We start from the raw sequence: 16,329 nt of genomic DNA on the forward strand, positions 1-16,329 counted from the left end.
ATGATCTTTTCCGCATGCCGCTCAGTGCTGGGGATAACCAAGCTCAATCATCAAGGCTGTGCTTCAGATGTATTGGCCGCCGGGCAGGTGCATGAAGTCCTCCACCTTGTTCCATTTGACCGGGTATCCTGCCCCGTGGGCGCAGAAGACCGAATCAGGGGTGTTCTCCAGGTCGGACTCGGGGTCATAGCCGATGGAATCCACAAGAGCATCCTGGTCCTGGCAGGGACGATACCCGTTGAAGAAACAGGTCAGATGTCCGCGGCCGTGGGTGTAGGTGCTGACTTCGATGGCATAATCACGCATCTGTGATACCGGGGCATCTCCCTCCAGTTCAACCGTGTCCCCGTCTGCCTGAGGTTCCGAGAAGCTGCCCTTCATCCGGTAGATGTCCGACATAGCCCTGCCCAGATTCTCCTGCGGAAGGGCGAGCCTGAAGTGGTACCAGGGCTCCAGCAGAATACTGCTTGCCTTCATCAGCCCCTGCCGGACGGCACGGTAGGTGGCCTGGCGGAAGTCTCCTCCCTCGGTGTGCTTGATATGCCCGCGGCCGTCCAGCAAGGTGATGCGCATGTCTGTGATGGGCGAACCTGTCAGGACGCCCAGATGCTCCTTCTCGGTCAGATGGGTCATGATGAGCCGCTGCCAATTGCCGTCCAAGCGGTCCAGGCTGCAGGTCGACGCGAAGCTGAGACCGCTGCCCGGCCCCGTAGGTTCCAGGAGCAGATGGACTTCGGCATAATGCCGGAGGGGCTCGAAATGTCCAACCCCTTCGACGGGGGCCGCGATGGTCTCCCTATAGAGGATTCCGCCCTGGCTGAAGGAGACCTGCATGCCGAACCGCCGCTCCAGCTCCTCCTGGATCACCTCTAACTGGACCTGGCCCATCAGCCGTAAGTGAATCTCTTGAAGCTGCTCCTGCCAGACCACATGCAGCAGAGGATCCTCATCCTCAAGGATGCGCAAGGCCTTCAACACCTGATGCGGATCCAGCCCCTCAGCCGTCACTGCGTAGGTCAGCACCGGCTCCAGCACAGGCTCCAGATCCTTCCGCTCGCAGCCAAGCCCCTGTCCTGGATGTGTCAGATCAAGCCCGGTTGCAGCCACGACGCTCCCGGCCTGAGCGCAATCCGTCAGCCTATAAGCCGCTCCCGAATAGAGCCGAAGCTGGTCAATCGTCTCGCTGATCTGTCTGTATCCTGTCTTCCCGGAACCTGATTGGCCTTCGGATCCATTGCACAAATCGGTAATCACGGACGACTTGACCGGCAGGTCGCCACCAGTCACCTTGAGCCAGGTCAGCCTGGCGCCTTTGTCATCATGCGATACCTTGAACACCCTTGCGCCGAACTCTCTGCCGTACCCAGGCGAAAAGGTGTACCGCTCCAGCCCTTCCATGAGGGCGTCTACCCCGTCCAGACGCAGGGCAGACCCAAGGAAGCAGGGAAAGAGACGACGCTCGGCAACCAGCCGTGCCAGGCTCTCATCAGATATGCCCTCGGTCTTGAGGTACTCATCCATGACGTCCTCATCGAGCAAGGCCACATCCTCCATATCGCCATGCTCAAGTCCACGGCTCAGATCGAAGCAGCCCGGAGACCAGCGCTGCTTGCAGCTTTGAAGAATGCGGGCAGCATCAGCTCCAGGGGCATCCAACTTGTTGACGAAAATGAAGGTGGGTACCTCGTAGCCTGCCAGAAGCCGCCAGAGCGTATCGACATACCCCTCTAATCCAGCGGTTGCATCGACGACCAGGAGGGCATAATCCAAGACTGACAGGACCCGCTCCATCTCGGCCGAGAAATCGACATGGCCGGGTGTATCGATAAGGGTCAGCTCGACATCACGATAGGCCAGCCGGGCCGGTTTGGAGAAGATGGTAATACCGCGTTGACGCTCCAAATCGTTGGTGTCCAGATAGGCGTCGCCATGATCCACCCTGCCCGGGCGGCGAATTTCCCCGCCTCGGTAGAGCATGGCTTCCGAGAGCGTGGTCTTGCCGGCATCCACATGGGCCAGCATCCCCACCACTATCCTCTTGACCACCGGGGGCCTCCCTCACTCTTCGCATCTACAAGGTTCACATCTACAAGAACCAGACGCATATCCTATCTATGCGCACTCTATGGTCTGTCTGCCGAAACCTGATAAGTCAGGTCGTGGATGACCCGGCCGGCCTCAATCCCCTTACGCTCGAAATTGGTCACGATTCTGCCCTCGAACCGCTCCGACTCCATGAACATGGCATGAGGTAGGGATTCGGCCTGATCAGCCGTCCCCTTGCCTACATGTTGGGTGGGCAGACTGACTGGCAGAGTGCCCAGGTTTCTGAACCTCGGATTCTCATCCATCACCTCATGCACATGCAGAGCGTAATCCTCGATGTCAGTTGCAATTCGCCAAAGGCCACCAGGCTCCAGACAATCCGCCAAGTCATCAGCCAGAGCCGGCTGGACCAGACGACGCTTGTGGTGCTTCATCTTGGGCCAGGGATCAGGAAAGAAGGTCCATACCTCCTTGATCAGTCCAGGATCCATTCGGGCCAGAAGGTCCGGGGCGTTGACCTGGGCAAGCCGCAGATTATCCAAGTCCGATTTACCGGCCATCAGCATGGTATGGGCCAACCCCGGCTGATAGACCTCCAGGGCCAGGTAGTTCCGATCAGGGTGTTCCCGGGCCGAGGCCACTACATTCTCTCCCTGGCCGGATCCGATCTCGACGATCAGCGGGGCCTGTCGCCCCCAGGCCGACCTGACCATTGCTGCATCACAACGCAGATCCTCGGCAACTGTCAACGAACCCTCAGCCTGGCCCAAATCGAGAAGGTATCTGGAGGAATACCGGGCCCAAGCCTTCGCCAGCCGTTCGCTGAGCTTCTCGGAGCGCCTCACATAGGAGACGATGGACCGCCTAGGGGCCTTGCTCTGTCTTTCTTCACTCATCACAGCTCATATATATCCTAGAAAATACAAACAAGCGGACATAGCGGGCACATGTTCTCGTGATATACTCAATCTAGAACAAAAAACAACAAAATGTTGCAAAACCGAACAGTCTCTTACGTACGATTTTCGACAGGAAAGGCATGCGGATGTCAGTTTTAGTTACAGGCGGCTGCGGGTATATCGGCGCCCATGTGGTCCACGCCCTGCATGAGGCCGGCAAGGAGGTCGTCGTGGTCGATGACCTCAGCTACGGAAAGCCCGACCGGATCGGCAATGCGAGGCTTTATGGCGCCGACGTGGCTGCACCTGGCGCCGATCAGCGCCTGGCTGAGATCATTGAGGAGAACAAGGTCGACTCGGTCATCCACTTCGCCGCCCGCAAGCAGGTGGGCGAGTCGGTGGAGAAGCCCATCTGGTACTACCGGCAGAATCTGAACGGCATGATCAACGTCCTGTCCGCCATGGCAAAGACCAACGCCAAGAAGCTGGTCTTCTCCAGCTCGGCCGCAACATACGGCGAGCCTCCGGTCGACGTGGTCCCTGAGGACGTGCAGCCCATGGTCCCCATCAACCCCTACGGCCAGACCAAGCTGGTCGGCGAGTGGATGGCCCGCGCCTGCGAGCAGCCTTACGGCATCCGCTTCTGCGCCCTGCGCTACTTCAACGTGGCCGGCTGCGGACCGGTCAGCCTGGAGGACCCGGCTGTCCTCAACCTGATCCCCATGCTCTTCGACAGGCTGCGGCAGGGCAAGGCACCCGCCATCTTCGGCGACGACTACCCCACCCCCGACGGCACCTGCGTGCGAGACTACATTCACGTCTCCGACCTGGCCGATGCCCACATCGCTGCCTTGGACTACCTGGACCGCGACCAGCGCCGCTACGATGCCTTCAATGTGGGCACCGGCCAGGGCACATCCGTCCGCCAGATCGTTGACGAGGTCAAGAAGGTGACGGGCCTGCCCTTCACTGAGGCCATCAAGCCCCGCCGCGCTGGCGATCCGCCGCACCTGATCGGCGACCCCACCCGAATCAACACCGAGATGGGCTGGCATGCCAAGTATGGCGTCGAGGAGATCGTCGAATCTGCATGGAAGGCCTGGCAGGCCAACCCTGCCCACCACATCGACACCGACGGCTGGCAGCAGCAAGACTAGGCAGCGACGCGCCGGGGCTTGCATTCCTCCGGCGCTCATGTAAACTTTCCTCTTGGCTGTTCAAGCAGCCTCGGCTCCGTAGCTCAGTTGGTTAGAGCGCCGCCCTGTCACGGCGGAGGTCACCGGTTCAAGTCCGGCCGGAGTCGCTGGGAATGGTCTGACCCGGTTTTTCCGGGTCTTTTCGACTGTTCATGGCTCTGTAGCTCAGTTGGTAGAGCGAGCGACTGAAAATCGCTAGGTCAACGGTTCGATCCCGCTCGGAGCCACCAGCCATTAAGCCCCTGAGATTCTTAAGGAATCCAGGGGCTTAATTGATATTTGCGTTCATCGATCGTTCACGACAGCTGACGCGTCACCCAATCGACGATGTAGGGCGCCGTGTGCTCGATTTGATCGATGGCCACCTCGAACTCATGGGGGCCGCCATACCAAGGGTCCACTAGGTCGATTTGGCTCTCCCGGCCCGGTGCCGGCTTGGGCAGATCCGGGTCAAAGCTACGGTACAGGTGAACAGCGGATCGCTTGCCTGAGGGCAACAGACGCAGCAGGGCTCGCATATGGTCGGCCGTCATGGGCAGCAGCAGGTCGGCGTCTTCGGCCTCCTCCCGGGTGATCCGGTGGGCGAAGTGGTCAGCCGGCACCTCATAGCCCCGCTCGCGCAGAACTTTCTGAGCACGTCGATCTATGGGGTTGCCGAACTCCTCGTCACTGACTCCGCTGGATTCCACCCTGACCTGATCCTCATCCAGTCCGCGATCTTGGAAGAACTTGCGCAGGATGACCTCAGCCATGGGCGACCGGCAGATGTTGCCGGTGCAGACGGTCATGACGTTGTAGGGACCCCGTGAGGCCTTTCCTTCAGAATCCTGGCCCATCAACGCACCTTCCCATAGGTGATGTACCGGAACCGCGGGATTGCAGCCGCCTGATCCGGTTTCGCAGGGGTCATCCATTGGCTCTCGTCGCGCACCTGCCAGAACCGCTTGCTGACCAGCTCCTCCATATCGGGCACAAAGACATCAGCTGGAGTCCGCAGATCCAGATCCGTCACGTAGGCGGCATCAGCCAGCGGGAAGAAGGTGCTGAAGACCCCTGCGCCGCCGATGACCCAGATTTCACTGCGATCCATCCCATCGTCGGGAATGGCTTCCTGCCTGGCCAGCTCAAGAGCATCGTCAGCCGCAGATACCACCGTGGCACCTGGTGCCCGAAACCCTGGATCACTGGACAGAATGATGTTGTCCCTCTTGGGCAGAGGCCGCTCCCCCATGGAGACCCAGGTTCGCCTCCCCATGATGACAGGATGGGAGACGGTCAGCTCCTTGAAGTGCCGCATGTCCTCGCTCAGATGCCAGGGCAATGCATTGTGGTAACCAATGGCGCCGCGCCTACCGTCAGTGGCCTGCGCCTGCGCCCAGATCATATTGACCGATGAGCGGCGACCTATCTCTTCTTCCTGATGCCGCCATTCCTCATCACCTAAAAGCCCGGCCTGACCGGGCTCGGGTTCGTGATAGCCGCTTCGACTATTGTCATGCTCCATCTGTTGCGTTCACTCCTCATAGCGAGTAGATATACGAGTACATTCTAATCTGCGGATCCGACGGTGCCCGTATTCCGCTCACCGCACCATCAGACTGCCACAGGGGCCTTGATGGCGGGGTGGCAGTGATAGTCCACCATCTCGAAGTCTTCGTACTGATAGGAGAAGATCGAGTCAGCCTTGCGGATGCGGATGGTCGGGTAAGGATAGGGCTTGCGCGACAGCTGCTCCAGAACCTGCTCCACATGGTTGTCGTAGACGTGGCAGTCGCCGCCGGTCCAGACGAACTCCCCAGGCTCAAGATCGGCCTGCTGGGCCATCATCAGAGTCAGCAAGGCGTAGGAGGCGATGTTGAAAGGCACCCCCAGGAACATGTCGCAGGAGCGCTGATAGAGCTGGCAGCTCAGCCTGCCGTCGGCCACATAGAACTGGAAGAGCGCATGGCAAGGAGGCAGGGCCATGCTGTCAACCTGGGCCGGATTCCAAGCAGTGACGATCATTCGACGGGAGTCCGGGTGGGTACGAATCAAATCCAGCACCTTGGCGATCTGGTCGATGGTGTGATGGGGGTCCTCCGGCGTCGGAGCGGGCCAGCTGCGCCACTGGACCCCATAGACCGGTCCCAGGTCCCCTGTTTCCGGATCGGCCCACTCGTCCCAGATATGCACGCGATTCTCCTGCAGCCAACGCACGTTCTGCGAGCCCTTGAGGAACCAAAGCAGCTCGTAGGCGATGCCACGGAAATAGACCTTCTTGGTGGTGATCAGCGGGAAGGAATGCGACAGATCGAAGCGCATCTGCCTCCCGAACAGAGAGATGGTCCCGGTACCCGTCCTGTCGGACTTCAGGGTGCCCTCGCGCAGGATGGTGCGCACCAGATCCTCATAGGGGGTGGGAATGTCCGAGTCGGGACGCTCGGGGATGCGTGTGCGGATACGTTGCAGTTCTTCGGAAGTCAAGGCCATGCGGCCATACTATCAAGTCCTCGGTCAGCTGAGCGCGCCCCGGTGACGAATCGCCAAGTCCGGGTTAGATTGGAGGAGCAGGTCCGGCCACAGGGTCGGATCCGGATGGCGCACCCGGGCGGGTGCCGGACAAGGAGGAACAGATGGGCAAGAGACTTTGGGTCGAACGCGACAAGGACGGTACCTGGAACGCCTATGGCGACAATGGAGCGCACATCACCTTCGGCAAGGGCGAGGATCAGTTTAACCCCGGTGATCTGATGAAGATCGCTCTGGCCGCCTGCGGAGCCCTCTCCAGCCAGTTCGCCGTGGAGAGCGCCCTAGGCAAGGGCAAGGGGGCGAAAATCGTGGTGGACGGCACCTATGACGCCGACGACGACGCCTACCTGAGCTTCGACGAGCAGGTGGACGTCGATGCCACTTCTGCCAGGTTGGCCCAGGATGATGCAGACAAGCTGGAGGAGCGGGTCCGCCGCCATATAGCCAAGTCCTGCACCGTGGCCCACACCTACCAGAGGGAGACACCGGTCAGGATCTCCGTCAAGGTTCGCCACTGATCTGACGACAATAAAGAAGCGGGAACCTCCAGGTTCTTTGAACTCGGGGGTTCCCGCTCTTCGTCGGGGCAGCCGCTGAATCGACTGCCTACTCCTTGTGCTCGGGATCGATGGTCGACTCCAGGTCAGCCAACTGCTCGGGCTTGGCCGAATCCACGGAGATACGCTCCACGCCGGTAATCTCAGCCACATCCGTGCCTTCAGCCGCCTCTGCTGCGGCCTTGAGCCCGGACTCCTCAGCCTCCACGTACTTGCGCGGCACCACGTAGACCGGGCTGACTGCATGCTGCAGGAGCCCCTGGCTGGTCGACCCCAGCAGAAGCCCTGTGAAGCCGCCGCGACCACGCGAGCCGACCACAACCACATCATGGGTCTTGCTGGCCTGGGTCAGAGCTTCCACAGCCGATCCCGGCACCACGGTCTTGTTGATGCGCAGATCCGGGTAGGTCTTCATAAGCGGTGCAATTCGGGTATTGAGGTCATCCAAGTAGGAATCCATGACGCTGCGCTCCTCGGCCGAACCCGTACCGGTCAGTCCGGAAATATTGGGCACTGCAGACATGACGTCCAGCTCGGCATCCCAGCTGTCGGCGAAGGAGGCGGCTATCTGAAGGGCCTTGAGGCCCCACTTGGACTCGTCGGAGCCCACAGCGACCCGCTTGATGTCATTGCTCAGATGCATCAGATTGCCGTCGTCGTCGGTGTAGGGAACAACCACGATAGGGCAGTAAGCATAAGCGGGCAGGCTGGAGCTGGTAGTTCCCAGCAGACGCTCGGCCAGGCCGCCCTTGCCCCTGTTCCCGATGACGATCAGCCGGTAATTACGGCTCAGCTCCACGAAGACCGAGGAGGGATCCCCCGTCACGATCAGCGTAGCCGCACTGACGCCTTGCTCATCGGCGATGGCCTTGGCCTTGGAGAGGATCTCCTGGGCGTCGTTGTGAGCGGCCACGTCGTCACCCATGGTAGTATACGTCGCATCGAAGGAGACTGCGGCATACGAGGGAAGGGAATAGGCGCAGACGATTTGCAGGGTCAACCCTGCATGCTTAGCGTAGTTGGCGGCCCACCACGCCGCCTTGTAGCTGGCGTCCGAGCCATCGACGCCTACCAGAACAGCCTTGTCGTTGCTCATCCGACGACCTCCTTTAAACTTGGCGATGACAAACCGACATCGCTCCTTCTGTCAGAATATCGCATGCAGGTCTGATCAATAAGTTTGCAGGGACCAACACGCGAGGAACCTCGACTCCGAATATGCAAAACGCCCCCATAGGGGGGCGTTAACGCTGCATAAAACCTATGCCTCAGACCAGACGACGGTAGTTGAAAGTCTGATAGACCGCCTGAACCTTGACGCTCTGGCCGGGAGCCGGAGCGTGGATCATGCGTCCACCGCCGACATAGATGCCGACATGGCTGCCATCGGGGGCTACCATCAGGTCGCCAGGAGCAGGATCCGTAACAGGCACGCCCATCGAACCCTGAGCATCGGCTGTGCGGGGCAGGCCAATGCCGAAGTGGGCAAACACGTACTGGGTAAATCCAGAGCAATCAAAGCCCGTGGCAGGATCTGTTCCTCCCCACACATAGGGAATCCCCTGGAACTGAAGGGCGTAGTTGACCACATCTGCACCCGTACCGGTGGCCGGCACGTCAGCGACTCTACTAGAGGCACCGCCACGAGCAGCCGAACGACTGACCTGCGCGGCCTGGCGCTGGCTGGCCGCCGCCTGGGCCTGCTGAGCTCTGGCCTCAGCATCCTTCTCAGCCTGTGACTTGGTAGCAGGGACGTTCAAGGACTCGATGCCACCCCAGCGGCTGTCCTTTTCGACGGTGGTCGCCGTCGATTCGGTCAGCAGGTCGGCACGCACCTTGCTGCCTGGGGTGAATGAACGCGACGAAGTGGCTACGGCCTCACTACCATCACTGGCCTGGGCCACGGCGGGTATACCGATGAAAAGCGTGCCACAGATTGTGGCCGCTGCCATCATGCTCACATACTTGCGTGTTTTTTTCATCGTGCACAATTCTATCACGTGTAGGGAACAGAAACTAACTTTGGGGAACACGATCCGCGCAACCAAGGATCAGTAATGGATATAGCGCAGAGCGTGCACATTCGTCAGAGTGCGGGAGTAGGTCTTCCCGTTCATCACGGCGCCACACTCGGAGGTGACGATGGAGCCATCAGGATTGATCTTCTCCACAATGGCCACATGGCCATAAGCGGAATCCGAACCCTCCTGGCCGGCCTGGAATACCACGATGTCGCCGACGTTGCGCGGCGTGTCATCCACCCAGTAGCCTAAAGTGCGGGCCGAGCCTGACCAGTCCTTGGCATTGCCCATATGGGAGCCCACCGGCAGACCCAGCTGGTGACGACGGACATAGGCCCACCAGGTGCACTGGCTGAATTCATAGGCGTTGCCCACATCTCCCGTGGCATGGTTGGGATTGAACCCTGCCGGCAGAACCGATCGGTTGGCATCCATCAGCGCCGCCACGGCCGGATTGTTTGCCGAGGATTTGGACATCTGCCCGGCATCGAGCTCAGACTCGCCCAGGTCCCAACTGCCCTCGTTGCGCTGTGAAGCCGTGGGCAAAGGCTGACGGTAGTCGGAGCGGGAGACCCTTGAACTGCCACTAGCGCCAGAGTAGCCGGTGGAGGATGAGGGGGTGACAAGGTTGATCGCGACGCTGCCGGCCATAGGCAGGGACCAGTCGCCCCGAGCCTGGTTAACGGCCATCGAGGAAGCTGCCGCACCGACAAGGACAGTCAGGGCCGAACCAGTCATGATATGGGAGCGACGGGCTGAGGCCTTCGCCGCCAAACGAATAGAACGTCGGGTTCGAGGGGCTACTTCGTTGAGTTTGGCCGCCAAGGCATCATCGGCGCCTTGAATGCCGACCTCCCGGGTTGCATCCGTCGATCGGCTGGTCGGCGAACTGCCGACACCTGCGCCCCGCGTGGCCGAAGCCCTGTGCGCAGCATGCTTCATGTAGAATCACTCCCGTTTATGTTCCGACGCGACTTTCGTGCCGTATCACGAACCATCACAAGGGAACACCATAACGCAAGCGAGAACCCAGGCCAAATGACCTGAATTGTCCATACTGGTGTACTCAAGCATGGCTTCGGTGGTCGCTCATCTTCGACAACCACGGAATACGCTAGGATTATACGGACATAAGGCGGACATGGGCAAACCCGCATGCGTGCCGCCTGCCACGGCGTGTCTCTCCGTTTTGAGCCCTGTGTGGTCCACCCTGAGCGAACCCTGATCAAACCGGGGTCGAGGCCAAGAGGAAGGATCCGCCGGCATTCTCGGAATCCTGAGGCATGGTGATGTCGACACGGCCGTCCTGGGAGGGAATGAAAAGGGCCCGGCCCTGGTCCAGCACACAGGACTGGTCAGCGGTTGCACAACGGATCCGACCATCAGTACAGACGATGATGCGCGGCCCGCGGCGCGGAATCATCAGGTGACGAGGTCCTAGGCGCTCTATCAGATCCCCGTAACGCTGCTGAAGTCTGTTGAGCAAGGGCCACGTGGCTCCGCCCTCCTCCACATGCCCGTAGACCAGCATGTATTCGTTGATCTTGGGCCGGTAGGTCACCATATTGTGCATGATCAGGGTGGCGATCATGGAGCTGGATGGGTCAATAGGGGCCGAAGGCTGGCAGTCCAAGCTATGCAGGAGGTTGGGAATGTCCCGATGCTTGGGGGTCATGCCTGCCCTGAGCACATTGTCGGAGTTGGTCATGATCTCTGCAGCAGTACCGTGGATGTATGCGTGAGGAGTCCCGGCAGGGATATAGACCGAATCGCCCTCCTCCAGGTCCACAGGGTTGAGCATGAGCAGACAGAGCACAGCCGGATCCTCCGGGAAAGCCCGCGCGGCACACAGGGCATGATTCAGTACGGCTCCCGCTCGTTTCGAACGCAGCCGCCCAGCGGCAGCCTCCAAGGCTTCTTCCATGCCTCGGGCCGCCTCTGGCTGGGCAGTCACGGCGGCGTGGAAGGCCCGGAAAATACGCCGACGGGAATCCGGCCAGATCAAGGAGGAGACCGGCATCATGGCATCAGCCGAAGCGAAGCGGGCCGGCGGAACTCCCAGGTGGAAGGTACGGGCGGTCAGCGCCTGAGTCATCAGCTCGGCCAGAGGGTGGTCCACAGCGCGCAAAAGGGTCAGCTGAGTGGAAATGGTTGCGAAGCCAACACAGGCCTGGAAGGGCTCCAAGGCTACCACCATTTCGTTCTTGGCCAGACTGTCATGAAAGGAGCGTCTCGGATCGTCGTCAGGCACCCCTTGGGCATTCTCACGGTTGAAACCGGCACGAGCCTCGAAATCCAGGGGATGCACCTGCAGGGAGAGAGGAATGCGGGCCGAAATGATCTTGAACAGGTAGGGCAGTGTAGGACCGAAGAGGCGAGAGTCGCGCTCTCCCAGCATGGTCATGGGATTGCGGCGAATGGCCTCGGTCAACGGCATGAGCGAACCGTCGGGCAGTGTCAGAGGCGAGGGGGATTCGGTATGCCCGCTGAACCACATCTCCGCCAGGGTGTCCCCCTGGCCTTCTGTTGACTCATGCAGATGGAACATGCGCTGCAGTCGGTCATGCGAGCCCCAGGCGTAGTGCTTCTCCACAGCTTGGATCGGATACACGCACTCCCCTTTCCACGGGAAATCCCTCCATGGGCCGGTGCATACGAACCCACCAATCCCCGTCATGATAGGACAAGGGCCAAGGCCTGGGCAAGGCGTGGGGGTCGCCGCATGTCATTGCGAACGGTACAGTGAGGGGTATGAAGCTGGCTCCCATTTTCGATCCGGACGCCCGCAGGCCATCGCCGCGTCCCGTGCAGGTGGACCTGCGGCGCATCTTCTTGCTCGGCACAGGAGCCTGGATTCTGGCGCTGGCCGTAGTCGGCATCCTAGCTCTGACTGGAATGACGGTCACTAAGCCCCTTATTGTCTGCCTTTCCGGGGTTGGCGTGGGCATCCTGCTGTTAATCTGGGAGCACTTCAATCGCTGGGATTATCGCCGTCTGGCCCAGCAACCGGACCCTGAGCCAGAGGAAGCATCAGCGTAAATGTGCTCCCCTCTCCCGGCGCACTCCAGACAGTGACCGATCCATGGTGGGTCAGGGCCACATGTTTGACGATGGCCAGCCCTAGGCCGATGCCCACTGCAGTCTGCTCATTCTGATTGTCTGCACGGTAGAAGCGTTCGAAGATCCTGCCCTGGTCCGCCTTGGATATGCCTCGGCCGTGGTCGACCACCCTGATGATCCCGTAATGCCCGTCCCTGGAAGCCTGTGCCACCAAGGAGACAGTCGAGCCCGAAGGTGAATAGGATATAGCGTTCTCCACCAGCTTGGCCAAAGCCGCTCTGATCTGCTGCCCGTCACCATGAATCGTCAGTGGTTGGTCACATCGCCACCGTAATGTCACATGGGCCTGATCAGCCCCATCCTGCTCATCATGCACCACTGTCCTTATCTGCTCAGCCACGTCAAGCACGTTCTCCCTGCTGGGCTTGATCCGCTCCTGAGCCCGGATCAGCAGAAGAAGATCCTTGAGCACATGCCCCAGATAGGCGCTGTAGCGCTGAACCGAGGAGGCATCCTTGGAGACGCTGCGCAGGTGGCTGCGTAGCAGATCCGGGTCATCCCCCTCCAGGTGCGAGGTGGTTTTCAGTTGCGCTGCAAGCTCCTCCAGGGCCTGGACCGGCTTGAGCATCTGCTCGGATACATTGGTCATGAATGCATCCCTGGTCCGAATGAACCTCACCGAATCGCTCATATCATCGACGAGCACGACGACCAGTGACTTGTCTATGCGTCCCAGGGTGACCTTGAGCCAGTTCCTTCTGGATACCGCCTGGGCCTGAACATGGGTCGCATCCACGCGATCTTCGACCTCGTCAATAGCCAAATCTTCGGATTCCGGGCTCTCGGTAGCGGCATCCAGAGCAAATTCCGTAGGCGTTCGCGTGGTCAGATTGAAGCTGCGTCGACCGCCTGAGCGGCGTACCTGCGCAATGGCTTCGGTGATCTTCGGATCCGCAATCTCATCGTTGCTGACGATTCCCAGCCTGTAGGCATCCGGGCTGGAGCGAACAACCTCGTCATCGCCATCGACCACTACCGTGACGGCAGGAATGAGCGCCAGCAGAGCCTGCGCCGAGCCTTCCAATGCCCCGCCATCGGCCTGTTCACCATCCTTGCCGCGGTTGCCCATAAAGCTGCGCAGGCGGTCCACAAACCGTCTCATAAGGACTTCCCTCCAGTCCGGCGCCGACCCCGGACGCTGCGACATCAACCAAGTCTCATCGGCAGTTCCGGCTTTATTCTCGCATATCCGACATTGATTGCCGCTCCCATGGCCCGACATTCTTCAGGACTGGCTTTTTCTTGCCATCCTGGTCACATAGACTGGAGTCATATCGTTGACCGAGGCCGAAAGGGAAGAACAATGCGCGTGATTTTCAACGAGGAACTGGGGCTGGTGGCCGACGATCTCGATCGTATGGCTGCCAAGGTTCGCGATGCCATCAAAAAGGCCGGGCGATCCCTGATGGACTGCGACGTGGAGACAGCCCAGGAGGTCATCGACGGAGATGCCGATATAGACAACCTCCAGGCCAGCATCATCGATCAATGCATCAGACTCCTGGCCAAGCAGAGCCCTGTGGCCACTGATCTGCGGGTGGTGGTCTCCACGCTGAGCCTGTCAGCCACCTTCGAGCGCATGGGAGACCTGGCCAGGCACATCGCCGAGACAGCGAGGCGCTCCTACCCTGAGCCCACTCTGCCTGACGAGGTCATTCCCCTGTTCAAACAGATGCAGGACTTTCTGGACGTCATGGCTGACCGTCTGGTCGACATGCTCTCCGACAGGGACACGACTATAGCCGAGCAGATCATCGTCAGCGATGACCAGATGGACAAGCTCCATCAGAAAACTTTCAGCTATGCCCTCTCGGACGACTGGAAGGGGAGCAGGCAGCAGCTGATCGACCTGGTCCTGGTGGCACGGTTCATGGAACGACTGGGAGACCACGGCGTCTCGGCGGCCCGGCGTGTGGTCTACATCGTTTCGGGCTTCGACCCCTCCAAGGATCCCAAGGATCTGGACATCGACCTGGACTGAACAGACAGCAACTGTGCGGTTCGTCACCTGACAGTTAATCAGGCGACGAACCGTTTTTTGACTTCGCCAACGGCCAGGAATAAATACGAAAGGCGGTGTCTTCCACAAAGGGAGAAGACACCGCCCAATTAGCTTGGATACTCTGCGTCCAAAGCCCGATTCACATCAACGGATAGATCTATCTGAAGGATCTCACTTCTGGCCCTGGGCCGCCACTGCAGCAGCACCGGCAGCGGCTGCCTCCGGATCCAGATACTCGCCGCGAGGCTTGATGGGCTTGAAGTTCTCGTCCAGCTCGTAGACCAGGGGGATGGCCGTGGGGATGTTGACCTTGGCGATCTCGTCCTCAGTCAGGTTGTCGAGCATCTTGACGATGGCCCTCAGCGAGTTGCCATGGGCGGCAATCAGGACGGTCTTGCCTGTCTTGAGTTCCGGGACAATGTCGCTCTCCCAGTAGGGGGTGACGCGCTTGACCACGTTGGCCAGTGCCTCGGCTCGGGGCACAGGGGCTCCGGCATACCGCGGATCATGGGACTGCGAGTATTCGTCGTCAGGGTCGATCTCGGGCGGCGGGGTGGCATAGGAACGACGCCAGAGCATGAACTTCTCATCACCGTACTTCTCGCGGATCTCGGTCTTGTTCTTGCCCTGCAGTGCTCCGTAGTGACGCTCGTTCAGCCTCCAGTCACGCTTGACGGGGATCCAAAGGCGGTCAGCCTCGTCCAAGGCGATGTTGGCGGTGTTGATGGCGCGGCGCAGCAAGGAGGTGAAAACAATGTCCGGCAGGACACCCTTATCCTTGAGCAGCTTGCCGCCCTTGCGGGCCTCCTGCTCGCCCTGCTCGGTCAGCGGGACGTCCACCCAGCCGGTGAACTGATTGGTGTTGTTCCATGCGCTCTGGCCGTGCCTGAGCAATACTAGTTTGTAGGTCATAGTGAAAATTCTAAGACCTAAGAGGGACTGTTTGGCGGACCTACAGCTCCCCCTGTAGAGCGGCCACTCAAAGCAGACAGACACCCAGCCAGCAGAACCCTGTCAGCAGATCGGTATAGCCCGACAGTGCAAAGGCCCTGCTGAAGCGGTTCCGACAACTGGCCACTGTGGTGGCAATGGCCAGCGCCAGGACAGGCAGCAGACAGACCAGGCGGGGCCAAGCAGCCGCAAGGGAGCCGTCAGACAGGGACCATGACTCAATCACGCCCAAGATCACAGCCAGGGCATAGCAGGATCCCATCAGAATCAGTGTGCCTTTGGCTCCGATGAAAGAAGACAGCGTGTACTTGCCAGCCAGAGGATCAGCATCAATGTCTCGATAATTGTTGATCTCCAGAACGGGAATGCAGATAAGACCGCCAACCAGAGCGCCGATGAACCCATGGCGGTCGACGATGCCGGTCTCCATGTACTGAGTGGCCAACACGCCCACCAGGCCGAAGAAGATCATGATGCTCAGCTCGCCCATGGCCCTATAGCCGTAAGGGTGTTTGCCTCCCGTGTAGAACCAGGCTCCCAGCAGGCAGAAGATGCCGACCAGGATCATCCACCAGTAGCCGGTCACCCAACAGAGGGTCAGTCCGGACAGGCAAGCCATAAGGATGTTGAGGTAGGCGGACAGCAGGACCTTGCGAGGCTCCACACCACCGGCCACCCCTCTTCTGGGCAAATCAGGCACCGAACCGTCGGCGCCAGCTCCCGAAAGGCTGCTCCGGCCTTCGTCAGTGCCCCTGATGCCGTCAAAGTAGTCGTTGGCCAGATTGCAGGTGCTGTGAATGAACACAGCCGTCAGACAGCACAAGAGAGCGATCAGCCAGAAGCGCATATCCGGACTCAGCCCTTGGCTGAACAGCTGCCGGAGGGCCACCGCCGTGCCGATCAGCACCGGCGTGGGCGAGCAAAGCAGGGCCGAGGGTCGCAGTGCGTCCTTGTATTCCCGAAGTGTGATGAACATGATTGCCTGATTATCCACCAAATCGCTTGAAAGTCGGACTGCTCTCTTATGAG

At 60.0% G+C, this 16,329-nt stretch carries 16 protein-coding genes and 2 tRNA genes; 6 read left to right on the forward strand and 12 right to left on the reverse strand.

What is annotated here, in order from left to right; all coding sequences use genetic code 11:
- Window positions 1–63: 63 nt before the first annotated feature.
- Window positions 64–2,046: an elongation factor G gene (locus tag RAM15_RS06385; RefSeq protein WP_306221242.1), complete on the reverse strand. Its 1,983-nt coding sequence runs from the start codon at window positions 2,044–2,046 to the stop codon at window positions 64–66.
- Window positions 2,047–2,123: 77 nt separating this feature from the next.
- A complete protein-coding gene (trmB, locus tag RAM15_RS06390; RefSeq protein ID WP_306221244.1) occupies window positions 2,124–2,942 on the reverse strand; it encodes a tRNA (guanosine(46)-N7)-methyltransferase TrmB in 819 nt (272 codons plus the stop codon).
- 149 nt (window positions 2,943–3,091) lie between these two features.
- Here trmB and galE point away from each other — a divergent pair, with 149 nt between their 5' ends.
- From galE to RAM15_RS06405, 3 genes are all read left to right on the forward strand, one after another.
- Window positions 3,092–4,102 carry a UDP-glucose 4-epimerase GalE gene (galE, locus tag RAM15_RS06395; protein ID WP_045924759.1) on the forward strand — a complete coding sequence of 337 codons (1,011 nt, stop codon included), beginning with the start codon at window positions 3,092–3,094 and terminating at the stop codon, window positions 4,100–4,102.
- Window positions 4,103–4,174: 72 nt separating this feature from the next.
- Window positions 4,175–4,248: transfer RNA gene (locus tag RAM15_RS06400), tRNA-Asp, on the forward strand.
- Between the two features lie 47 nt (window positions 4,249–4,295).
- Window positions 4,296–4,371 (forward strand) — tRNA-Phe (locus tag RAM15_RS06405).
- Window positions 4,372–4,437: 66 nt separating this feature from the next.
- Here the strand turns inward: RAM15_RS06405 and RAM15_RS06410 are convergent.
- The 3 genes from RAM15_RS06410 to RAM15_RS06420 form a co-directional block, all read right to left on the reverse strand.
- A complete protein-coding gene (locus RAM15_RS06410) occupies window positions 4,438–4,977 on the reverse strand; it encodes a low molecular weight protein-tyrosine-phosphatase (RefSeq protein ID WP_306221245.1) in 540 nt (179 codons plus the stop codon).
- A complete protein-coding gene (locus RAM15_RS06415) occupies window positions 4,977–5,645 on the reverse strand; it encodes a dihydrofolate reductase (RefSeq protein WP_306221246.1) in 669 nt (222 codons plus the stop codon). The genes RAM15_RS06410 and RAM15_RS06415 overlap by 1 nt, the downstream gene beginning before the upstream one ends.
- An 89-nt stretch (window positions 5,646–5,734) precedes the next feature.
- Window positions 5,735–6,610: a thymidylate synthase gene (locus tag RAM15_RS06420; RefSeq protein WP_306221247.1), complete on the reverse strand. Its 876-nt coding sequence runs from the start codon at window positions 6,608–6,610 to the stop codon at window positions 5,735–5,737.
- A 143-nt stretch (window positions 6,611–6,753) separates the two neighbouring features.
- Between RAM15_RS06420 and RAM15_RS06425 the strand changes: the two genes are divergently transcribed.
- Window positions 6,754–7,167, forward strand: a complete 414-nt coding sequence (locus RAM15_RS06425) for an OsmC family protein (RefSeq protein WP_024626723.1) — start codon at window positions 6,754–6,756, stop codon at window positions 7,165–7,167.
- Window positions 7,168–7,255: 88 nt separating this feature from the next.
- On the opposite strand, the gene RAM15_RS06430 is transcribed toward RAM15_RS06425, so the two are convergent.
- The 4 genes from RAM15_RS06430 to manA form a co-directional block, all read right to left on the reverse strand.
- On the reverse strand, window positions 7,256–8,302 hold the full coding sequence (locus tag RAM15_RS06430; protein ID WP_306221248.1) for a universal stress protein: 1,047 nt from the start codon (window positions 8,300–8,302) through the stop codon (window positions 7,256–7,258).
- Window positions 8,303–8,474: 172 nt separating this feature from the next.
- The gene (locus RAM15_RS06435) at window positions 8,475–9,188 is read right to left on the reverse strand and encodes a C40 family peptidase (protein ID WP_306221249.1); all 714 of its coding nucleotides are present in this window, start codon (window positions 9,186–9,188) and stop codon (window positions 8,475–8,477) included.
- A 69-nt stretch (window positions 9,189–9,257) separates the two neighbouring features.
- Window positions 9,258–10,169 (reverse strand): CHAP domain-containing protein, encoded by a 912-nt coding sequence (locus RAM15_RS06440; protein WP_198199860.1) that lies wholly within the window; start codon window positions 10,167–10,169, stop codon window positions 9,258–9,260.
- A 283-nt stretch (window positions 10,170–10,452) separates the two neighbouring features.
- Window positions 10,453–11,838: a mannose-6-phosphate isomerase, class I gene (gene manA / locus RAM15_RS06445; protein ID WP_306221250.1), complete on the reverse strand. Its 1,386-nt coding sequence runs from the start codon at window positions 11,836–11,838 to the stop codon at window positions 10,453–10,455.
- A 140-nt stretch (window positions 11,839–11,978) separates the two neighbouring features.
- Here manA and RAM15_RS06450 point away from each other — a divergent pair, with 140 nt between their 5' ends.
- Entirely contained in the window at window positions 11,979–12,266 is a 288-nt protein-coding gene (locus RAM15_RS06450) for a hypothetical protein (protein ID WP_046323256.1), read from the forward strand.
- Here the strand turns inward: RAM15_RS06450 and RAM15_RS06455 are convergent.
- On the reverse strand, window positions 12,199–13,449 hold the full coding sequence (locus tag RAM15_RS06455) for a sensor histidine kinase (protein ID WP_306221251.1): 1,251 nt from the start codon (window positions 13,447–13,449) through the stop codon (window positions 12,199–12,201). The two genes, RAM15_RS06450 and RAM15_RS06455, sit on opposite strands and share 68 nt — an antisense overlap.
- Window positions 13,450–13,650: 201 nt before the next feature.
- Between RAM15_RS06455 and phoU the strand changes: the two genes are divergently transcribed.
- A complete protein-coding gene (gene phoU / locus RAM15_RS06460; RefSeq protein ID WP_045924768.1) occupies window positions 13,651–14,328 on the forward strand; it encodes a phosphate signaling complex protein PhoU in 678 nt (225 codons plus the stop codon).
- Window positions 14,329–14,520: 192 nt separating this feature from the next.
- Here phoU and RAM15_RS06465 read toward each other — a convergent pair whose 3' ends face one another.
- Window positions 14,521–15,261, reverse strand: coding sequence for a phosphoglyceromutase (locus tag RAM15_RS06465; protein ID WP_024626731.1), 741 nt, complete (start codon window positions 15,259–15,261; stop codon window positions 14,521–14,523).
- A 67-nt stretch (window positions 15,262–15,328) separates the two neighbouring features.
- On the reverse strand, window positions 15,329–16,276 hold the full coding sequence (gene menA / locus RAM15_RS06470; RefSeq protein ID WP_306221252.1) for a 1,4-dihydroxy-2-naphthoate octaprenyltransferase: 948 nt from the start codon (window positions 16,274–16,276) through the stop codon (window positions 15,329–15,331).
- Window positions 16,277–16,329: the final 53 nt, after the last annotated feature.

Origin of the sequence: Bifidobacterium asteroides (assembly GCF_030758775.1) — a bacterium.
In the GTDB taxonomy this organism is placed as follows: Bacteria; Actinomycetota; Actinomycetes; order Actinomycetales; family Bifidobacteriaceae; genus Bombiscardovia; species Bombiscardovia kimbladii.